The organism is Pseudomonas sp. 8209 (assembly GCF_028682105.1).
Taxonomy (GTDB): Bacteria; Pseudomonadota; Gammaproteobacteria; order Pseudomonadales; family Pseudomonadaceae; genus Aquipseudomonas; species Aquipseudomonas palmensis.
Window position 1 is genome coordinate 60386 of the sequence record NZ_JANIAH010000004.1, and the last position, 17074, is coordinate 77459.

Here is a 17074-nt window from a genome sequence, read left to right on the forward strand (position 1 = left end):
CCTTTTCACCTATTGCTCAAGGCTTGGATTACTCATGTCGGACCGTTTCGAACTCTATCTCACCTGCCCCAAGGGCCTGGAAGGCCTGCTTGCCGAAGAAGCCCGTGGGCTGGGCCTGGAGGATGTGCGAGAGCACACCTCGGCCATTCGCGGCGAAGCCGACATGGAAACCGCCTATCGCCTGTGCCTCTGGTCGCGTCTGGGCAACCGCGTACTGCTGGTGCTCAAGCGCTTCAACATGAAGAACGCCGATGACCTGTATGACGGGGTCAACGCCGTCGACTGGCAGGATCACCTGGAAGCCACCGGCAGCCTGGCCGTGGAGTTCAGCGGACACGGCTCGGGCATCGACAACACCCACTTCGGCGCGCTCAAGGTCAAGGATGCCATCGTCGACAAGCTGCGCAATGCGGCGGGCGAGCGGCCTTCGGTAGACAAGCTCAACCCCGATCTGCGTGTGCACCTGCGCCTGGAACGCGGCGAGGCGATTCTGTCCCTGGACCTGTCCGGCCACAGCCTGCACCAGCGAGGCTACCGTCTGCAGCAGGGGGCTGCGCCACTGAAGGAAAACCTTGCCGCTGCCGTGCTGATCCGTGCTGGCTGGCCGCGTATTGCCGCCCAGGGCGGCGCGCTGGCCGACCCGATGTGCGGTGTGGGTACCTTCCTGGTGGAGGCGGCGATGATTGCCGCCGATATCGCGCCGAACCTGCGCCGCGAGCGCTGGGGCTTCAGCGCCTGGCTGGGTCACGTGCCGGCGCTGTGGCGCAAGCTGCACGACGAGGCCAAGGCGCGCGCCGAAGCCGGGCTGGCACGTCCGCCGCTGTGGATCCGCGGCTACGAGGCCGATCCGCGGCTGATCCAGCCAGGGCGCAACAACGTCGAGCGTGCGGGCCTGAGCGACTGGATCAAGATCTACCAGGGCGAAGTGGGCAGCTTCGAGCCGCGTCCCGACCAGAACCAGAAGGGCCTGGTAATCTGCAACCCGCCCTACGGTGAGCGTCTGGGTGATGAAGCCAGCCTGCTGTATCTCTACCAGAACCTGGGTGAACGCCTGCGCCAGGCCTGCCTGAACTGGGAGGCGGCGGTATTCACCGGCGCGCCCGATCTGGGCAAGCGCATGGGTATTCGCAGCCACAAGCAGTACGCCTTCTGGAACGGCGCGCTGCCGTGCAAGCTGCTGCTGATCAGGGTGCAGCCCGATCAGTTCGTCACTGGCGAGCGTCGTCAGCCAGAGCGCGAGCGGGGCAGCGAGCCGAGCGAGCCCGTGGTTTCAGTCGCCAGCGAGCCGGCGCGTCTGAGCGAAGGCGGGCAGATGTTCGCCAACCGCCTGCAGAAGAACCTCAAGCAGCTGGGCAAGTGGGCCAAGCGCGAGAGCATCACCTGCTATCGCGTCTACGATGCCGACATGCCGGAATACGCGCTGGCCATCGACCTCTACCATGACTGGGTGCATGTTCAGGAGTACGCCGCGCCGCGCTCGATCGACCCGGAAAAAGCCCAGGCGCGCCTGTTCGATGCCCTGGCGGCGATCCCCCAGGCGCTGAACATCGACCAGAGCCGCGTGGTGATCAAGCGGCGCGAGCGGCAATCCGGCACCAAGCAGTACGAGCGCCAGAGCAGCCAGGGTCAGTTCACCGAGGTGAGCGAAGGCGGCGTCAAGCTGCTGGTCAACCTGACCGACTACCTCGATACCGGGCTGTTCCTCGACCATCGCCCGATGCGCATGCGCATCCAGCGCGAGGCGGCCGGCAAACGCTTCCTCAACCTGTTCTGCTATACCGCCACGGCCAGCGTGCATGCGGCCAAGGGTGGCGCACGCAGCACCACCAGTGTCGACCTGTCGAAAACCTACCTGGATTGGGCGCGGCGCAACTTCTCGCTCAACGGCTTCTCGGACAAGAACCGCCTGGAGCAGGGCGACGTGATGGCGTGGCTGCAGGCCTGCCGCGAGGAGTACGAGCTGATCTTCATCGACCCGCCGACCTTCTCCAACTCCAAGCGCATGGAAGGGGTGTTCGACGTGCAGCGTGACCATGTGGAGCTACTTGACCTGGCCGTTGCGCGCCTGGCACCGGGTGGCGTGCTGTATTTCTCCAACAACTTCCGCAAGTTCCAGCTCGACGAACACCTGCAGGAGCGTTACGCGGTCGAGGAGATCACCGCCCAGACCCTGGACCCGGACTTCGCGCGCAACAGCAAGATCCACCGCGCATGGCGCATCCAGGCGCGCTGATGGCGCGCAGGATGTGATCAGGCGTGTGGGGGGTGGCTACCTTGCAGCCACCGCCTACATGCCCGGGTGGAGCCCTGAGCCCGGCTCAGGGTTGCAGCGCTGCGGTACTGCTGTTGAGCTTTGGCTGGCGGTACAGGTCCAGCAGCACCTGGTCGAGCACTGCCGAGGCGCCCCAGGGTTTGGGGTCGTTGAGAATTGCCACCACCGCCCAGGTGTTGCCGTTGCTGTCGCGGCTGAAGCCGGCGATGGCACGCACCGTATTCAGGGTGCCGGTCTTGATGTGTGCTTCACCGGTCATGGCGGTGCGCTTGAGGCGCTTGCGCATGGTGCCGTCCATGCCGGTCAGCGGCATCGAACTGATGAATTCGGCAGCGTAGGGGCTCTTCCAGGCTGCCTGCAGCAGGGTGGCCATTTCCCTGGCGCTGACACGCTCGGCACGCGACAGCCCTGAACCGTTCTCCATGACCAGATGCGGCGCGGTGATGCCTTTCTTCGCCAGCCACTGGCGCACCACGCGCTGTGCGGCACGGGCATCGTCGCCGTCGGCATCGGTGCGGTACTGCGCGCCCAGGCTCAGGAACAGTTGCTGGGCCATGGTGTTGTTGCTGTATTTGTTGATGTCGCGGATCACCTCCACCAGGTCCGGGGAGAACGCGCGGGCCAGCAGGCGTGCACTCTTGGGAACTTCGGCAACCCGGTCAGCCCCCATGATGCGCCCGCCCAGTTCGTTCCAGATGGCACGTACCGCGCCGGCGGCGTAGGTCTGGTGGTCGAGCAGTGCCAGGTAGGTCTGGGAGTTGCAACCGTCAGCCAACTGGCCGCTGACCACCACGCTGACGCCGTCGGCCTGGGTCACCGGGTTGTAGCGCACTTCGCCCTTGCACTGGTTGCCCGGTACCGCCTTGACCTGGTTGTCGATGCGGATGCTGGCGATGGGCGGCTCTACCGATACCAGGACCTTGCCGCCATCGTTGCGTGCCACGAAGCGCAAGGCCTTGAGGTTGACCAGCAGGGAGTCGGGCTTGACCAGGAACGGCTTGTTTTCATCGCCGCCGTCGTCGTTGAACTGGGGAAGCTGGGGCTGCACGAAGTGGCTGCGGTCCAGCACCAGGTCGCCATTGATGGTCTGTACGCCGTTGGCGCGCAGGTCGCGCATCAGCAACCAGAGTTTTTCCATGTTCAGCTTGGGGTCGCCGCCGCCCTTGAGGTACAGGTTGCCGTTGAGGGTGCCGTTGCTCAGGGTGCCGTCGGTGTAGAACTCGGTTTTCCACTGGTGGGTCGGACCGAGCATTTCCAGCGCGGCATAAGTGGTGACCAGTTTCATGGTCGAGGCCGGGTTGACCGACACATCGGCGTTGAACACCGTGGGTGTGCCCGGGCCATTGAGCGGCAGCATCACCAGCGACAGCGCGGAGCCGTCGAGCTTGTTGGTCTTGAGGGCCTGTTGCACCTTGGGCGAAAGGGTGGTGTTGACGGGGGCGGCGTGGGCCGGCATGGCCAGTGGCAGCAGCAGGCCGGCGAACAGCAGTGAACGTAGAGATGTGGTCATTTGCACTGAAACCCTGCAGGCGAGGGGTGAAAAAAACCAGAGCGCAATAGGGTGACGGCCCCGGTATGGAAAAATATAGCGCGCATTATGCACCACGCATGCTGCCCATGTGCCTAACAATGCCTGTCAGTGCGGCGATTTTTCGGGTTTTATTCAGGCAGTTTCGCGGTGGAACTGGTAAAGTGCCGCGCGTTATTACTTAAGAGGATTGTTTCATGGCGACCAACCGTTCCCGCCGTCTGCGTAAAAAACTGTGTGTAGACGAGTTCCAGGAGCTGGGTTTCGAACTGAACCTGGAGTTCAAGGAAGACCTGTCCGACGAAGCCATTGACGCTTTCCTCGACGCCTTCCTGGATGAAGCCATGGATGCCAACGGCCTGGACTACGTCGGCGGCGACGACTTCGGTCTGGTCTGCAAGGCAGATCGTGGCTCGGTCACCGAAGAGCAGCGTGCTGCAGTGCAGGCATGGCTCAAAGGCCGCAGCGAGCTGACCAAGATCGAAGTCAGCCCGTTGCTGGATGCCTGGTATCCGGAAAAGCCGGTCAACCCGGCTAGCTGATACCTCGTCAAAGCGGCAGCCCTGGTGGCTGCCGCTTGCGTTCTACCCCTGCATCGGCCCCGCTCCCGTGGGCTGCGACAGCGCCTCCAGCGTATCGCGCAACGCCTGATCCACCTCGTTCATTGCCCTTAGCACCTGCCGTTTGCGTCGCCTGAGCACAGGTTCTGGCGCAGCGTCCTCGCACGCCGCTTCCAGCCGTTCGCAGGCCAGCATCAGCGCCTCGGACTGCACCATGCGCGCCACCCCCAGCACCTTGTGTGCAGCGTCCCTGAGTATTGCCGGCGAGCCGCGAGTATCGGCGTCGAGCAGCTGCTGACGGTCGATCGGGGCGCAACTGAGCAACTGTTCGAGCAGGCGGCGCAGTTCGCCTGGGTCGTTGCCGATGATCGGCCCCAGCCCCATCAGGTCGATCAGGGGCATGTCACCACGGGCGCGGCCTGCCGACAGGGGAGCGTCGTTCAGGCGCTGGCTGAGTTCATGCAGGGTGATGGGTTTGAGCAGACAGTCGTTCATGCCAGCGGCGTGGCAGCGATCACGCACTTCAGGTTGGGTGTTGGCGGTGTAGGCCAGGATGGTGCAGGGCGCGCGCCCGAGTATGCGCTCTTCCTCGCGTACGGCCTGGGCCAACTGGTAGCCGTCCATCTGCGGCATGTTGCAGTCCACGATCAACACGTCGAAAGGCTCCAGGCGCCATGCCTGCAGCGCACTCAGGCCGCTGTCGGCATTGGTGTGCTGCACGCCGAGAAAGTCCAGCTGCTGGCCCATCAGCAGCAGGTTGGCCGGGTGGTCGTCGACCACCAGCACCTTCACCGCCGGCGCCGGCAAGGTCGGCTGGGGCACGGGGTCGGCGAGCTTCTCGCAGGCTGCCAGCCCCGTCAGCGGCATGCTGATCTTCACCTCGGTCCCGGTGCCCGGTTCGCTGTGCAGCGTCAGCTGGCCGCCCATCATGGCGCACAGGCTGCGGCTGATGACCAGGCCCAGGCCGGTGCCGCTGCGTGCCAGCGGGCTGTCGGGGGCGACCTGGGCGAAGGGCTGGAACAGGTACTGCTGGTCGGTCGCGCTGATGCCGATACCGCTGTCGCTGACCGAGAGCAGCAGTTGCAGGGTATCGGGCCCGGCCCCCGGTTGCAGGGCCAGGTCCACGCGTACCTGGCCCTGGTCGGTGAACTTGATCGCGTTGCTGACCAGGTTCGAGAGGATCTGCTTGAAGCGCAGCGGGTCGAGCAGCACGTCGCGGCAGGCGCTCTCGTCGATGACCAGGCTCAGGCTGAGGTCCTTCTGCCGGGCCAGGGCCTCGAACACCCGACCCACCGACTCCACCAGCTCACCCAGGTTGACGCGCTGGGGGCTCAGGCTCATGTGGCCGGACTCGATACGCGCGATGTCGAGGATATCGCCGATCAGCGACAGCAGGTCCCTGGCCGAGCTGTAGGCCACCTCGATGGCGGGACGGTCGAGGTGCCCGGCATCGGCGCGCTTGAGTGCCAGCTCGAGCATGCCGATCACCGCGCTCATGGGGGTACGGATCTCGTGGCTCATGGTGGCCAGGAACTTGCTTTTTGCACGGTTGGCATTGTCGGCCTGCTCCTTGGCCTGGCGCAGTTCCTGGATCAGCTGGCGGCGGTCGCTGATGTCCAGCCAGCCGCCGATGATGCCCTGTACCTCGCCCAGCGAGTCGCGGTACGGCAGTACCCAGTGGTAGATGGTCAGCTCGCGGTTCTTCAGCATCATGGGGCGGTCGACGATCAATGGCAGGCCTTCGTTCATCACCTGCTGGTAGTCCGCCTGAAACTGACTGGCATTGTCGGCATCGGTGAGCGGCGCATCGTGGATGGACTTGCCCAGTACCTCTTCGGCGCGCGCCTCAACGGCCTGCAGGTAGCTGTCGTTGCAGCTCTTGAGCAGGCCTTGGCGGTCACGCACGTAGATCGGGTGCGGCGTGCCGTTGACCAGCGCCCGCATGAACTCGAGCTGGTCGCCCAGGGCGCGCTCGATCTGCTCGCGCTTCTTGATCTGGCGACGCATCCAGCCGTTCCAGGCCAGCGACAGGATCAGCAGCAGGCCAGTGCCCAGCACCAGTTGAATGATGAAGCGCTGGTGGCTTTGCCAGTAGGAGCTGGGTTCGCCGCTGAAATCGCGCCAGCGGCCATTGATTGCGCCCAGCTCCTGGGGCGGGATGCTAAGCAGGGCCTTGTCGAGGATGGAGGTCAGTTCGTCGGCGCCCTGGGCGGTGGCCATGGAGTAGGTCGCCGGCTCGTCGCCGATGTTGGCGCGGATGATCAGCTGCTTTTGGGTGGTGAGCCTGAAATTGGCATTGATCAGCGCGGTGACCATGCCGTCGACCTGGTGACGCGACAGCAGTTCGGCGGAGGCTGCGGGGCTTTCCGTTTCAACCAGCTCGATGCCGCCATGGCGAATGCGCAGCCCGTCGTTGAGCGTACTGCCGCGGGTCACGGCCAGGCGCTTGCCATACAGCTGGCGCAGCGAGGCAGGTTCGTCCTCGCCCTTGCGCGTGACCAGCACGTAGGCGTTCTCCAGGTAGGGCCGGCTGATGTTCAGGGTGGCTTCGCGCTGTGTGCTGGGGGTGATGGTGGCGATGACGTCGGCGCGACCCTGGTGCAACTGGTCGATCATGTCGCTGATGCCGGCGCTGCGATGGATCTCGAAGCGCAGGCCGGTGCGCAGACGGATCAGCTCGAGCAGGTCGGCAACGATACCTCGCAGGTTGTTGGCACTGTCGTAGAACGACAGCGGCGCGGCGTTTTCGTCCACCACCACGCGCACCACCGGGTGTGCCGCCAGCCAGCGTTGTTCGCGTGGGGAAAGTTGCAGCTTGCGATCAGTCAGCAGCATGCCGTCGCCGATGCTCCAGCGCTGGAAGATACTGGTGCGCATGGCGCTGGTGACCGCGTCCAGGGTGGTATTGACCAGCTCGAGCAGCAGCGGGTTGTCGGCGCGCAGGGCGAAGCTGAAGCCCACAGGCTCGTGTTTGCCGAAGTTCACCATCTTGAGGTTTTTCAGGTAGCCCTGGTTGATCTGGTAATAGGTCGACAAGGCGTCCCCCAGGAACACGTCGGCCTGTTCGAAGGCCACCGCGTTGAGGGCATTGTGGTAGGAGCTGTAGGTCTGCACCGTGGCGTTGGGGTAGGTGGCGCGAACCTCGCTCAATGGCAGGTAATGGGCAACCACGCTCAGGCGCAGCCCCTTGAGGCCGTTGTCCAGTGCCCGGGTTTCATTTTCGCGGGTGACCAGCACCGGCAGGTCTTCGGCATAGGGGCGCGACAGGGCCACCTCGGGGAGGGCGGCATCGTAGCCATTGGCACTTCCCAGCAGGTCGATGTGCCCGTCTATCAGGGCTTGCAGGGCCTTGTCGCGGTTGGCGAAGCGCTTGACCCGAATGGGCCGGTTCAAGGTATTGCCGATCAGGCCGGCGTAGTCGGCGGTCAGGCCCTCGTAATCGCGGCCACTGGCGGTGATGTCGAACGGCGCGTAGTCCGGTGCCGAAGTGCCCAGTACCAGCACGTCATGCTTGTCGAGCCAGTCGGCCTGGGCCGGTGTGGGGGTTACAGCCATGGCCGCCAGGCCGCTGCGGCTGAGCAGCTCGTAGCTGCGCTCGCCGGGTTCGTTGGCGCAGAGCGAAGGGGCGAGACAGGCCCCGGCGAACAGCAGGCAGAACAACAGAAGACGTTTGGCCATGCTCGCACTCATACCAGCGCGTTGCGTTTGGCCATCTCGATCAGTTCCACCAGCGAGTTGGCCTTGAGTTTCTGCATCAGGCGTTTTTTATAGGTGCTCACGGTTTTATTGCTGAGAAACATGCCGGACGCAATTTCCTTGTTGCTCTTGCCCTGGGCAAACAGTTGCAGAACCATCAGTTCGCGATCATTGACGGTCTTGAACAGTTCCATCTCGCTGTCGCCGCTGTCCTGATGGCGAAGTGGGTTTATTGCCTGGCTGGGGAAATAGTTGTAACCGGAAAGTACCGCCTTGATGGCACTGAGCAACTCGCTGAGGTCCTCCTGCTTGCATACATAACCGCAGGCCCCCGACAACATGCAGCGTGTTGCAAACAGTACGGGTGATTGCGCAGTCAGCACCAGAACCTTCATCGGCACGGCCATGCTGTTGAAGCGTGACAGCACTTCCAGGCCATCCAGCTTGGGGATGCCGATGTCGAGGATGATCAGGTCGGGCACGGTTTCGCGGGTCATCTGCATGGCGTCCACGCCATTGTCGGATTCGCCGGTGACCCGATAACCCTCGTTCTCCAGCAACATGCGTACAGCCAGGCGAATGACGGGATGATCGTCGACAATAAATACGGAGTGCATAATCACCTTCCAGGTAGGGGCCATAAAGAAGCCGCACCATAGCCCAGTTGGAAGGCGTGCACGTAAATAGAGTTGCGCTCAAACTTAATATGGGAAAATTCCTACAATAAGTTGGGCGCAAGGCTACAAATAGTTGATTTTCAAGCGCGCCATATCGTTTTGCGCACTAATCAATACGGCTGCAATCGCCTACGTTACATACGTGGAAGTTGCAGCGTATTGATCGGGTCAACTGCATCAGACCGGGCTTGAACGCCCGGTCATTTCGCGGGCCATTTCGCTGGCATAGCTGTCGGTCATGCCGGCAATGAAGTCGATCATGCGCAGGAAGGCGCTGTGCAATGTGCTGTTGGGGTCGGGTGCATTGTTGCCCAGCAGGTCAAGGATGCGCCGGTGCTTGAACGAGGGCGTGCGTCCGCCGTGCTGTTCCAGCGCTGCGCCGCAAAATGCATTGAGCAGAATCTCCAGCGTGGTGTAGGCACCGATTTCATGCAGTGTCTTGCGCTTGTCCTGGAAGATCTTCTTGCGCGCCATGTCCTTGGCCTGCAGCACACAGCGCTTGGCCGGGCCGTGCATGTGCTCGACCAGGTCGCCGTGCAGGGTGCCGGCCAGCAAGGCTTGCTGCTGCTCGACGAATGCCCGTGCGGCGGCGTTGGTCAGGTGCTCGATCGCCTTGCCGCGCAGGATCGCCAGCTTGCGCCGGCGCGAATCCCCGGGGCCCAGCTGGCGGTAGGTTTGCGGCAGGTCGTCACCCACCAGCCCCAGCAGCAGCGCTTCTACCTCGGCGTAGTCGAGCAGCTCCATTTCCAGGCCGTCTTCCAGGTCGATCAGCGCATAGCAGATATCGTCGGCGGCCTCCATCAGGTACACAAGCGGGTGCCGGGCCCAGCGTTGCGGCTCGAGTTGCGGCATGCCCAGCTTGCGTGCGATCTGCTCCAGCAGCGGCAACTCGCTCTGGTAGCAGCCGAACTTGTGCTTCTTGTAGCCCAGGGCATCGGCGTGGCGGGCGCTCCAGGGGTACTTGAGGTAGGTGCCCAGGGTGGCGTAGGTGAGGCGCGTGCCGCCATCGAACTGGTGATACTCCAGTTGGGTCAACACGCGAAAGCCCTGGGCATTGCCTTCGAAATTGAGGAAGTCGCCCCGTTCGGCATCGCTCATCGCATCCAGCCAGCCGCGTCCGGCGGCCTGCTGGAACCAGTGCCGGATTGCGTCCTCGCCGGAGTGGCCGAACGGCGGGTTGCCGATATCGTGGGCCAGGCAGGCAGACTGCACCACCATGCCCAGGTCGCTGGGCGCGCACCAGTCCGGCAGGCTGTCGCGCAGTGTCTCGCCCACCCGCATGCCCAGCGAGCGGCCCACGCAACTGACCTCCAGCGAGTGGGTCAGGCGCGTGTGGATGTGATCGTTGCTGGTGACCGGGTGTACCTGGGTCTTGCGCCCCAGGCGGCGAAAGGCACCCGAGAAGATGATCCGGTCGTGGTCCTTGTGGAAGGGGCTGCGCCCGAGTTCTTCGGGGCTGTGCAGGGTTTTGCCGAGGCGTTCGCGGGTAAGCAGTGTGTGCCAGTCCAAGGCCGGTTCTCCAGTGCGGGGCAGGCCCCTAGCTTCCCGTGTCCCGGACGTGGCCGCAACCCTCAGAGGCCATCGGCATCCAGGTCGATCAGCAGCAGGCGGCGCCCGTCGTCGAAGAACTGGCCGGCGGTCATGCAGTACTGGTTGGTGGTGGCGTCGCGGTAGGTGCTGGACAGAATCAACCGGCGCTCATCCCAGCCCTCGGCCAGCAGGTGATAAAAGTAGGGCCGCCATGACCAGTTGTGGCCCTGGTAGCCGTTGTTCACGTGCCAGTGCTGGCCGTGCCATTCCAGATTGGGGGTGAGCTGGGTGCCGTGCCGGTCACACAGAAAAAACCGCAGCACCCAAGGGTAGGCGTGCAGGTTCGGCAACTGTTCGACCGAGGCCTGGGCCTGCGCCCAGGCCTGCAGCCGTGGCATCAGTTCGGCCAGTTGCTGGCGGCGTTGCATCAGCCGTGCGCGCTCGTCCAGCTTGCCCTGCACGTAGCGCTCGCGCAGGTGGCCGAAGCGGGTGACGAATGCATCGCTGGCGAAAAAACCGGCCTGGGCCTGGGCGAACAGGTGGCCCTGCAGATAACGCGCGCCACATTCCAGGGCGAAGTCAAGCTCGGCCTCGTTCTCGACGCCTTCGGCAATGATCCAGCACCCGGTCTTCTCGGCCATCTGGGCCAGGGCCTTGACCACTTCGCTGCTGGGCCCGCCGCGGGCGGCGGCCTGGAACAGGCGCATGTCGAGCTTGAGAATGTCTGGCTGCAGCGCCAGCACCCGGTCCAGCTGCGAGTAGCCGGCGCCGAAATCATCGATTGCGATGCGCGCGCCGGCCTGGCGATAGCGCGTGACCACATCGGCCAGGCGCTGCAGGTCGCCGCCCTGTTCGGTGATCTCGAAGACCACCCGGCGTGCATCGATGCCGTGCTGTCGTACCTGCATCAGGCTGGGCAAGGGCTCGTCGGCAGCCAACTCGCTGATCCAGCGGGGCGAGATGTTCAGGCTCAGAAACCAGTCGCCCGGTGCCTGGCTGAAGGTTGCCAGGGCCTGGCCACGCAGCGTGCGATCGAGGGTGCGCAGGGCTGCGGTGGGCATTTGCGGGTCAATGAACAGCGGGCCGACCGAGCGCAGCTGGCCGTCGGCCTGAACCAGTCGGCCAAGGGCTTCGATACCGGCGATGCGGCCAGTGGCCGTATCGATGAAGGGTTGATAGCAGGCGAGCGGGTGCCCGTCGTACACGGCGGCTCCTTGTTTTTACGAGACGGCTGGCCGGATGCTCAGCACGGCAAGCCTGCGGCCCGCCGCCTCGTATTGCAAGAATGCAGCCAGTTTGCGTTCAGCGCCTTGACTGCATGAACAGGCGTATCAGCGGCGTCAGGCTGCTGCCCACGCCGGCCAGCCGTGTCAGGCTGCCGTTGCGTGCGCCCTTGCCGGTCAGAAAGCCCAGCAGCACCACGGCGCCGATACCCCAGAGGGGTGCGTGCTTGATGCCCAGGCCGCCCTGCAGCCCGCCTTGCAGGGAGTCGCCCACCCCGCGCAGGCGTGTCAGCGGCTTGAGCAGTTGCCCGGATTCGTGGCGGATTTCCTGGCGACGCATTTCCAGGCGCAGGCGTACCAGGGCCTTGCGCAGTTCGCGGCGGTCGGTGGTTTGCGGCAATTCAGGCAGGCTCATGGCAACAGGCGCTCCCGGTCCTTGGCAAGTTCTTCGAGGGTGGCATGGAACGGCGAGGACTCGTCGAACACCGCTGCCTTGAGGCGCAGCCCGCAGAATACCGCCGCCAGGCTGTAGAACACGCACAGGCCGATGATGCCGGCCAGGCGATAACTGTCCCACAGCAGAATCAGCAGCAGCGCCGACAAGGCCGTCAGCAACAGCAGGGCGAACACCAGGGCCAGCCCGGCGAACAGCAGCAGGCTCAGGGTGCGCGCCTTCTGTTCCTGCAGTTCGATGCCGAACAGTTCGACGTGGCCGTGCAGCAGACCAAGGATGGCGGCGCCAAGGCGCCGTGAAGACGAGCCGGTGGTTTCGGTTTCCATACCCCGTACCTCAGCGACGACTGGCCAGCAGGCCGATCAGAAAGCCCACGCCAGCGGCAATGCCGACGGATTGCCAGGGGTTGGACTGCACGTAGTCCTCGGTGGCGCTGAGTGCAGCCTGGCTGCGTTCACGTACCGAGTCCTGGGTCTGCTTGAGGGTCTCGCGGGCACGCGACACGCTTTCCTCGATCTGCCTGCGCAACTCGTCGGCCTGATCGCCGGCCAGGGTCGCGGAGTGCTCCAGCAGTTTTTCGGCATCCTGTACCAGGATTTCGAAGTCTGCCTGAAGGATGTCTTTTGCAGTTTTGCGGGCCATGGGTCTCTCCGTGTCAAGTGGGCGTCTGGCATTTCGAGTGCCGAGCGCTGCGTAAGGTTCAGTGCAATCGGCAGTGGTACAGCATTTGCCTTGCCTTGGTGCAGCAGGCCGGGCGGCCGCGCCAGATCAGGGCGCGAAACGACGGCCGGTCGATAAACCATAACCCAATCCACGACAAACCCCGGAAAAAACTCCACGTCAGCGCTGCATTCGCGCCCCCGGCCCCCACATCGCGGGCCAGGGTAGTGCGCACGGCAGCCGCTAGCGCCCGGTCAGCAGGCGGGCCTGGCAGGCATCGATGGCGTTGGAGGGGCCGCTCAGCAGCACCGCGTCACCGGCATGCAGGCAGGTATCGGTGGCCAGGGCCACTTCCTCGCCATCGCGCTGCACGGCCTGTACTTCCACCCCGAGCAGGTCCAGGCCCAGCTCGGTCAGCGGGCGTCCGCAGGCATAGGCATCGCCCAGGTTGACCGCATGCAGCATGACCTTGGGCAGGCCTTCGCTGTCGACCGGGCTGGTCTGCGCCCCTTGGTAGAACCCGTGCAGCAGGCGATAGCGGCTCTGGCGCACCTCGTCGATACGCTGCTGTACACGCTCCTGGGGTACGCCGAGCATCACCAGGGCATGGGAGGCGAGCATCAGGCTGGACTCCAGCAACTCCGGTACCACCGCCGTGGCACCTGCGGCGCGCAGTTCGTCGCGCAGGCTGTCGTCGCGGGTGCGCACCAGGATCGGCACCTGGGTGTTGAAGTGACGGGCGGCCTTGAGCACGCTCATGGCGACATCGGTCTTGTCTACCGCGATCACCAGCAGCCGGGCACGCTCCAGGCCGATGGCCGCCAGCAGTTCACCGCGCCGCGAGTCGCCGTAGTGCACGCGCTGCTCGCCGGCGGCGGCCTCCTGCACCCTGACCGGGTCGTCGTCCAGGGCAATGAAGGCCAGCTGTTCGCGCCGCAGGAAGCGCCCGATGGACTGGCCTACCCGGCCATAACCACAGATCAGCACGTGCCCGCTGAGCGAGGCGCTTTGTGCCTGGATCTCTTCGAGCTGCACCTCCTGGTTGGGTTTGCGATGCAGGCGGGCGGCCAGCGCCGGAGCGCCGCGCAGCATCAGCGGGGTGACCAGCATCGAACAGAAGGTGGCGGCCAGCAGCAGGTGCCCGAGGTCTTCGGGCAGCAGGCGGGTCTGTTGCATCTGCGCCATCAGTGCGAAGCAGAACTCGCCGCCCTGGGCCAGGGCCACGCCACTGCGCCAGGCGGTTTCGCTGTCGCTGCCGCGCAGCTTGACCAGCACCGCCACCACCACGCCCTTGATGGCCAGCAGGGCCAGGGTCAGGCCGAGGATTTCCAGGCCGTGGCTGGCAAACAGTTGCAGGTCGATGAGCATGCCGATACTGACAAAGAACAGCCCCAGCAGGATGTCGCGGAAGGGGCGGATATCGGCTTCGATCTGGTGGCGATAGTTGCTTTCGCCCAGCAGCATCCCGGCGAGGAACGCCCCCAGTGCCGGAGACAGGCCCAGCAGGTGGGTAAGCCAGGCGGTCAGCAGCACGATCACCAGTGCCAGCAGCACGAACAGCTCGGCCGAGTGCGAGCGGGCCACCTCGTGGAACAGGCGCGGCAGCAGCCAGCGGTTGGCCAGCAGCAGGCCGATGAACAGGATCACGGTCTTGCCCAGGGTCAGCGGCAGTGCCCAGTACCAGGCCTGGCCGCCCTGGCCGGCGAACACCGGCACCAGGGTCAGCAGCAGTACCGCAATCACGTCCTGGAACAGCAGCACGCCAATGGCGTTCTGGCCGTGGCTGCTGAAGATTTCGCCGAGGCTGGTGAGTTCCTTGCTGACGATGGCGGTGGACGACAGCGCCAGGCCGCCACCCAGCAGCAGGGCGGCCCCGGCCGGCATGCCAAGCAGCCCCAGCAGGCCGGCCAGCAGCAGCGCCGAGCAGATCACCTGCAGGCTGCCCAGGCCGAAGACCACGCGGCGCAGGGCGAGCATCTTGCTCAGAGAGAATTCAAGGCCCAGGGAAAACAGCAGGAACACCACGCCCATTTCGGCGAGGTCGGGCAGTTCTTCGCTTTCATTGACCCAGTCCAGGGCGGTGGGGCCGACGAACAGGCCGACGCACAGGTAGCCCAGCACGGGGGGCAATTGCAGGCGCCGGAAAATGGCGATGACCACCAGTGACGAGGCCAGGATGATCAGCAGGTTGGCAAACACTCAATACACTCCATTGCAATGCCGACGGGCGCGAAAAAATTTGTCAGTTTACAGCGCTCGAGGCCACGCAGGCTGACCCAGGTCAGTCGTTGGTGTCTCGACCCGCCAGGTGTACGGGCCTAGAATACGGGTCCGCTTTTCACGTTTCACGGTACTTCCCATGCTTCCTGAAACTCAACTGCTCGGCACCCTGGGCTGTCACCTGTGCGAGGTGGCCGAGGCCATTCTGATGCCGCTTGTCGAGCACGGGCTGCTGGTCGAGCTGGTCGATATTGCCGATGATCCGGCCGATGTCGAGCGCTACGGCCTGCTGATTCCGGTGCTGCGTCGCTGTGACTCCGGTGCCGAGCTGCTCTGGCCGTTCGATACCGAGCAGGTGGTCGCGTTTCTGAGCTGAGCGTCGCCAGCGGGGTGTTCACATGCCGATGCACAATCTGTGATGCAACGGCGCAGGTGCTGTTGGAGAATCGCCAGCGCAGCATACACCCGTGACGAAGTCTCATCCGCCAAGGAGTGGCGAACCATGCACCTGAGTCCGCATTTCACACTGGAAGAACTGACTGCTTCCGAAACTGCCCGGCGTGAAGGCCTGACCAACCAGCCCGGCCCCGATGCCCTGGCCAACCTGCGCCGTCTGAGCCAGACCCTGGAGCAGGTACGCAGCCTGCTCGGGCATCCCATCCGCGTCAACAGTGCCTACCGCAGCAACGAGCTCAACCGTCGTGTCGGCGGGGTGAGCGGCAGTGCGCATACCCTCGGGCTGGCAGCCGATATCAGCGTGGCGGCGCTTTCACCCCTGGTGGTGGCGCAACGTATCCTGGACAGCGGTCTGGCGTTCGACCAGCTCATTCTGGAGTTCGACCGCTGGGTTCACCTGGCCATCGCCGAAGGGGCAGGGCGCAAGCAGGTGCTGACGGTGCGCGAGGGTACCGGCTACCTGCCGGGGTTGCAGTGAGTACTGTTCATTCATACACTGTATGCAAATACAGTAATCGGGTGAGCGCTTGCGCCAGAGGGGCCGGACGATGGTCAACGTCGAACAATTGAAATACAGCGTCAACCGCATGGCTGTCGAACAGGTGCGCGAGGCCGTGCTCGAATTGCGCCTCGATGGCCTGGTCACCGAGGGCAAGACCCCTTTCAGCAAGATCCACTTCAACACCTGCTTTGCTGAGATCGAGGCATTGTTCCAGCGCGCCGGTTACCACCGGGCGCTGGATGTGGTCGGTTACCAGGGCCTGATGTATGCGTTGTACGATCCGGGCCGCTGGGAGGCGGTGGATGTGCTGCGCTGGCTCAAGGAGTTTACCGAGGCTGCGGCAACCCGGGCTGGCTGAGCCGGCAGGCATGCCGGATAATGGACGGCCCCCAACTGGCGAGCATGTCCATGAGTGTCCCTTTCGATCCGGCCCAGCACCAGGCCAGCACCGTCTGCCTGCCACCGGGCAGTTGGGCCACCGTGCTCGACTGCCTGTGCGACCACTTCAAGGCGATCAGCCGTGAACAATGGCTCGATCGCATCGCCCGTGGGCGGGTGCTGGATGCCCAGGGCGCGCCGATTGACGTGGGCCTTGCCTACAAGCCAGGCCTGCGTATCCACTATTTTCGCGAAGTACCCAACGAAAAGCCGATCCCGGTGCAGGAGCATATCCTGCACGTCGACGAGCACCTGGTGGTGGCCGACAAACCGCACTTTCTGCCGGTGACGCCCACTGGCGAATATGTCGAACACACGTTGCTGCGCCGTTTGATTCGCCGGCTCGACAACCCGCACCTGGTGCCATTGCACCGCATCGACCGGCACACGGCGGGCCTGGTGCTGTTCTCGGCCAACCCGCAAAGCCGTTCGGCCTATCAGCAGCTGTTTCCCACCCGACAGATCGACAAGCACTACCAGGCCATTGCCCGCGCCTTGCCGCAGCTGGAGTTCCCGCGGGTGCACAAGAGCCGGCTGGTCAATGGCGAGCCGTTCTTTCGCATGCAGGAGGTGCCCGGCGTCAGCAACAGCGAAACCATTGCCCGGGTTCTGGAAAAAAACGGCGAGTGGTGGCGCTACGGCCTGTCACCGGTCACTGGCAAGACCCACCAGTTGCGGGTGCACATGACGGCGCTGGGGGCGAGTATCTGCAATGATCCGTTCTACCCGCAGATCGTGCAGGGCCCCGATGACTACGCAAGGCCACTCAAGCTGCTGGCCCACAACCTGCGCTTCAACGACCCGCTCGATGGGCAGGAGCGCTATTTCGAAAGCCGGCTGACACTGGACTGGTAGACC

At 64.3% G+C, this 17074-nt stretch carries 15 protein-coding genes; 6 read left to right on the forward strand and 9 right to left on the reverse strand.

Features of this window, described 5'->3' with window-relative positions:
* Positions 1-34: 34 nt before the first annotated feature.
* The gene (gene rlmKL, locus NP552_RS09485) at positions 35-2233 is read left to right on the forward strand and encodes a bifunctional 23S rRNA (guanine(2069)-N(7))-methyltransferase RlmK/23S rRNA (guanine(2445)-N(2))-methyltransferase RlmL (protein WP_054916208.1); all 2199 of its coding nucleotides are present in this window, start codon (positions 35-37) and stop codon (positions 2231-2233) included.
* An 85-nt stretch (positions 2234-2318) separates the two neighbouring features.
* Here rlmKL and dacB read toward each other — a convergent pair whose 3' ends face one another.
* Entirely contained in the window at positions 2319-3782 is a 1464-nt protein-coding gene (gene dacB / locus NP552_RS09490; protein ID WP_043864605.1) for a D-alanyl-D-alanine carboxypeptidase/D-alanyl-D-alanine endopeptidase, read from the reverse strand.
* A gap of 215 nt (positions 3783-3997) precedes the next feature.
* On the opposite strand from dacB, the gene NP552_RS09495 reads away from it, so the two are divergent.
* Complete coding sequence (locus NP552_RS09495; RefSeq protein ID WP_043864604.1) at positions 3998-4342, forward strand: YggL family protein; 345 nt, start codon at positions 3998-4000, stop codon at positions 4340-4342.
* 42 nt (positions 4343-4384) lie between these two features.
* On the opposite strand, the gene NP552_RS09500 is transcribed toward NP552_RS09495, so the two are convergent.
* The 8 genes from NP552_RS09500 to NP552_RS09535 all read right to left on the reverse strand — a co-directional run bounded on the left by NP552_RS09500 (position 4385) and on the right by NP552_RS09535 (position 14799).
* Positions 4385-8038 (reverse strand): transporter substrate-binding domain-containing protein, encoded by a 3654-nt coding sequence (locus NP552_RS09500; RefSeq protein WP_274096673.1) that lies wholly within the window; start codon positions 8036-8038, stop codon positions 4385-4387.
* Positions 8039-8046: 8 nt separating this feature from the next.
* Positions 8047-8673: a response regulator transcription factor gene (locus NP552_RS09505; protein WP_043864602.1), complete on the reverse strand. Its 627-nt coding sequence runs from the start codon at positions 8671-8673 to the stop codon at positions 8047-8049.
* Positions 8674-8910: 237 nt separating this feature from the next.
* The gene (locus NP552_RS09510) at positions 8911-10242 is read right to left on the reverse strand and encodes a deoxyguanosinetriphosphate triphosphohydrolase (RefSeq protein ID WP_088514240.1); all 1332 of its coding nucleotides are present in this window, start codon (positions 10240-10242) and stop codon (positions 8911-8913) included.
* A 62-nt stretch (positions 10243-10304) separates the two neighbouring features.
* Positions 10305-11468 carry an EAL domain-containing protein gene (locus NP552_RS09515; protein ID WP_274096674.1) on the reverse strand — a complete coding sequence of 388 codons (1164 nt, stop codon included), beginning with the start codon at positions 11466-11468 and terminating at the stop codon, positions 10305-10307.
* 97 nt (positions 11469-11565) lie between these two features.
* Positions 11566-11901, reverse strand: a complete 336-nt coding sequence (locus tag NP552_RS09520; RefSeq protein ID WP_043864599.1) for a hypothetical protein — start codon at positions 11899-11901, stop codon at positions 11566-11568.
* Entirely contained in the window at positions 11898-12266 is a 369-nt protein-coding gene (locus tag NP552_RS09525; protein ID WP_043864598.1) for a phage holin family protein, read from the reverse strand. Before NP552_RS09525 ends, NP552_RS09520 begins: the two co-directional genes overlap by 4 nt.
* Positions 12267-12276: 10 nt before the next feature.
* A complete protein-coding gene (locus NP552_RS09530; RefSeq protein WP_043864597.1) occupies positions 12277-12582 on the reverse strand; it encodes a DUF883 family protein in 306 nt (101 codons plus the stop codon).
* A gap of 261 nt (positions 12583-12843) precedes the next feature.
* Complete coding sequence (locus tag NP552_RS09535; protein WP_274096675.1) at positions 12844-14799, reverse strand: monovalent cation:proton antiporter family protein; 1956 nt, start codon at positions 14797-14799, stop codon at positions 12844-12846.
* Between the two features lie 160 nt (positions 14800-14959).
* Here NP552_RS09535 and NP552_RS09540 point away from each other — a divergent pair, with 160 nt between their 5' ends.
* From NP552_RS09540 to NP552_RS09555, 4 genes are all read left to right on the forward strand, one after another.
* Positions 14960-15196 carry a glutaredoxin family protein gene (locus NP552_RS09540; protein WP_043864595.1) on the forward strand — a complete coding sequence of 79 codons (237 nt, stop codon included), beginning with the start codon at positions 14960-14962 and terminating at the stop codon, positions 15194-15196.
* Positions 15197-15322: 126 nt separating this feature from the next.
* A complete protein-coding gene (locus NP552_RS09545; RefSeq protein ID WP_058541337.1) occupies positions 15323-15754 on the forward strand; it encodes a D-Ala-D-Ala carboxypeptidase family metallohydrolase in 432 nt (143 codons plus the stop codon).
* 70 nt (positions 15755-15824) lie between these two features.
* A complete protein-coding gene (locus NP552_RS09550; protein ID WP_043864594.1) occupies positions 15825-16136 on the forward strand; it encodes a hypothetical protein in 312 nt (103 codons plus the stop codon).
* Positions 16137-16186: 50 nt separating this feature from the next.
* On the forward strand, positions 16187-17071 hold the full coding sequence (locus tag NP552_RS09555) for a pseudouridine synthase (RefSeq protein ID WP_043864664.1): 885 nt from the start codon (positions 16187-16189) through the stop codon (positions 17069-17071).
* Positions 17072-17074 lie beyond the last annotated feature (3 nt).

Coding starts and splice junctions, on each gene's coding strand:
- rlmKL (WP_054916208.1), top strand. CDS start 35: ATGTCGGACCGTTTCGAACTCTATCTCACCTGCCCCAAGGGCCTGGAA.
- dacB (WP_043864605.1), bottom strand. CDS start 3,782: ATGACCACATCTCTACGTTCACTGCTGTTCGCCGGCCTGCTGCTGCCA.
- NP552_RS09495 (WP_043864604.1), top strand. CDS start 3,998: ATGGCGACCAACCGTTCCCGCCGTCTGCGTAAAAAACTGTGTGTAGAC.
- NP552_RS09500 (WP_274096673.1), bottom strand. CDS start 8,038: ATGGCCAAACGTCTTCTGTTGTTCTGCCTGCTGTTCGCCGGGGCCTGT.
- NP552_RS09505 (WP_043864602.1), bottom strand. CDS start 8,673: ATGCACTCCGTATTTATTGTCGACGATCATCCCGTCATTCGCCTGGCT.
- NP552_RS09520 (WP_043864599.1), bottom strand. CDS start 11,901: ATGAGCCTGCCTGAATTGCCGCAAACCACCGACCGCCGCGAACTGCGC.
- NP552_RS09525 (WP_043864598.1), bottom strand. CDS start 12,266: ATGGAAACCGAAACCACCGGCTCGTCTTCACGGCGCCTTGGCGCCGCC.
- NP552_RS09530 (WP_043864597.1), bottom strand. CDS start 12,582: ATGGCCCGCAAAACTGCAAAAGACATCCTTCAGGCAGACTTCGAAATC.
- NP552_RS09540 (WP_043864595.1), top strand. CDS start 14,960: ATGCTTCCTGAAACTCAACTGCTCGGCACCCTGGGCTGTCACCTGTGC.
- NP552_RS09545 (WP_058541337.1), top strand. CDS start 15,323: ATGCACCTGAGTCCGCATTTCACACTGGAAGAACTGACTGCTTCCGAA.
- NP552_RS09550 (WP_043864594.1), top strand. CDS start 15,825: ATGGTCAACGTCGAACAATTGAAATACAGCGTCAACCGCATGGCTGTC.
- NP552_RS09555 (WP_043864664.1), top strand. CDS start 16,187: ATGAGTGTCCCTTTCGATCCGGCCCAGCACCAGGCCAGCACCGTCTGC.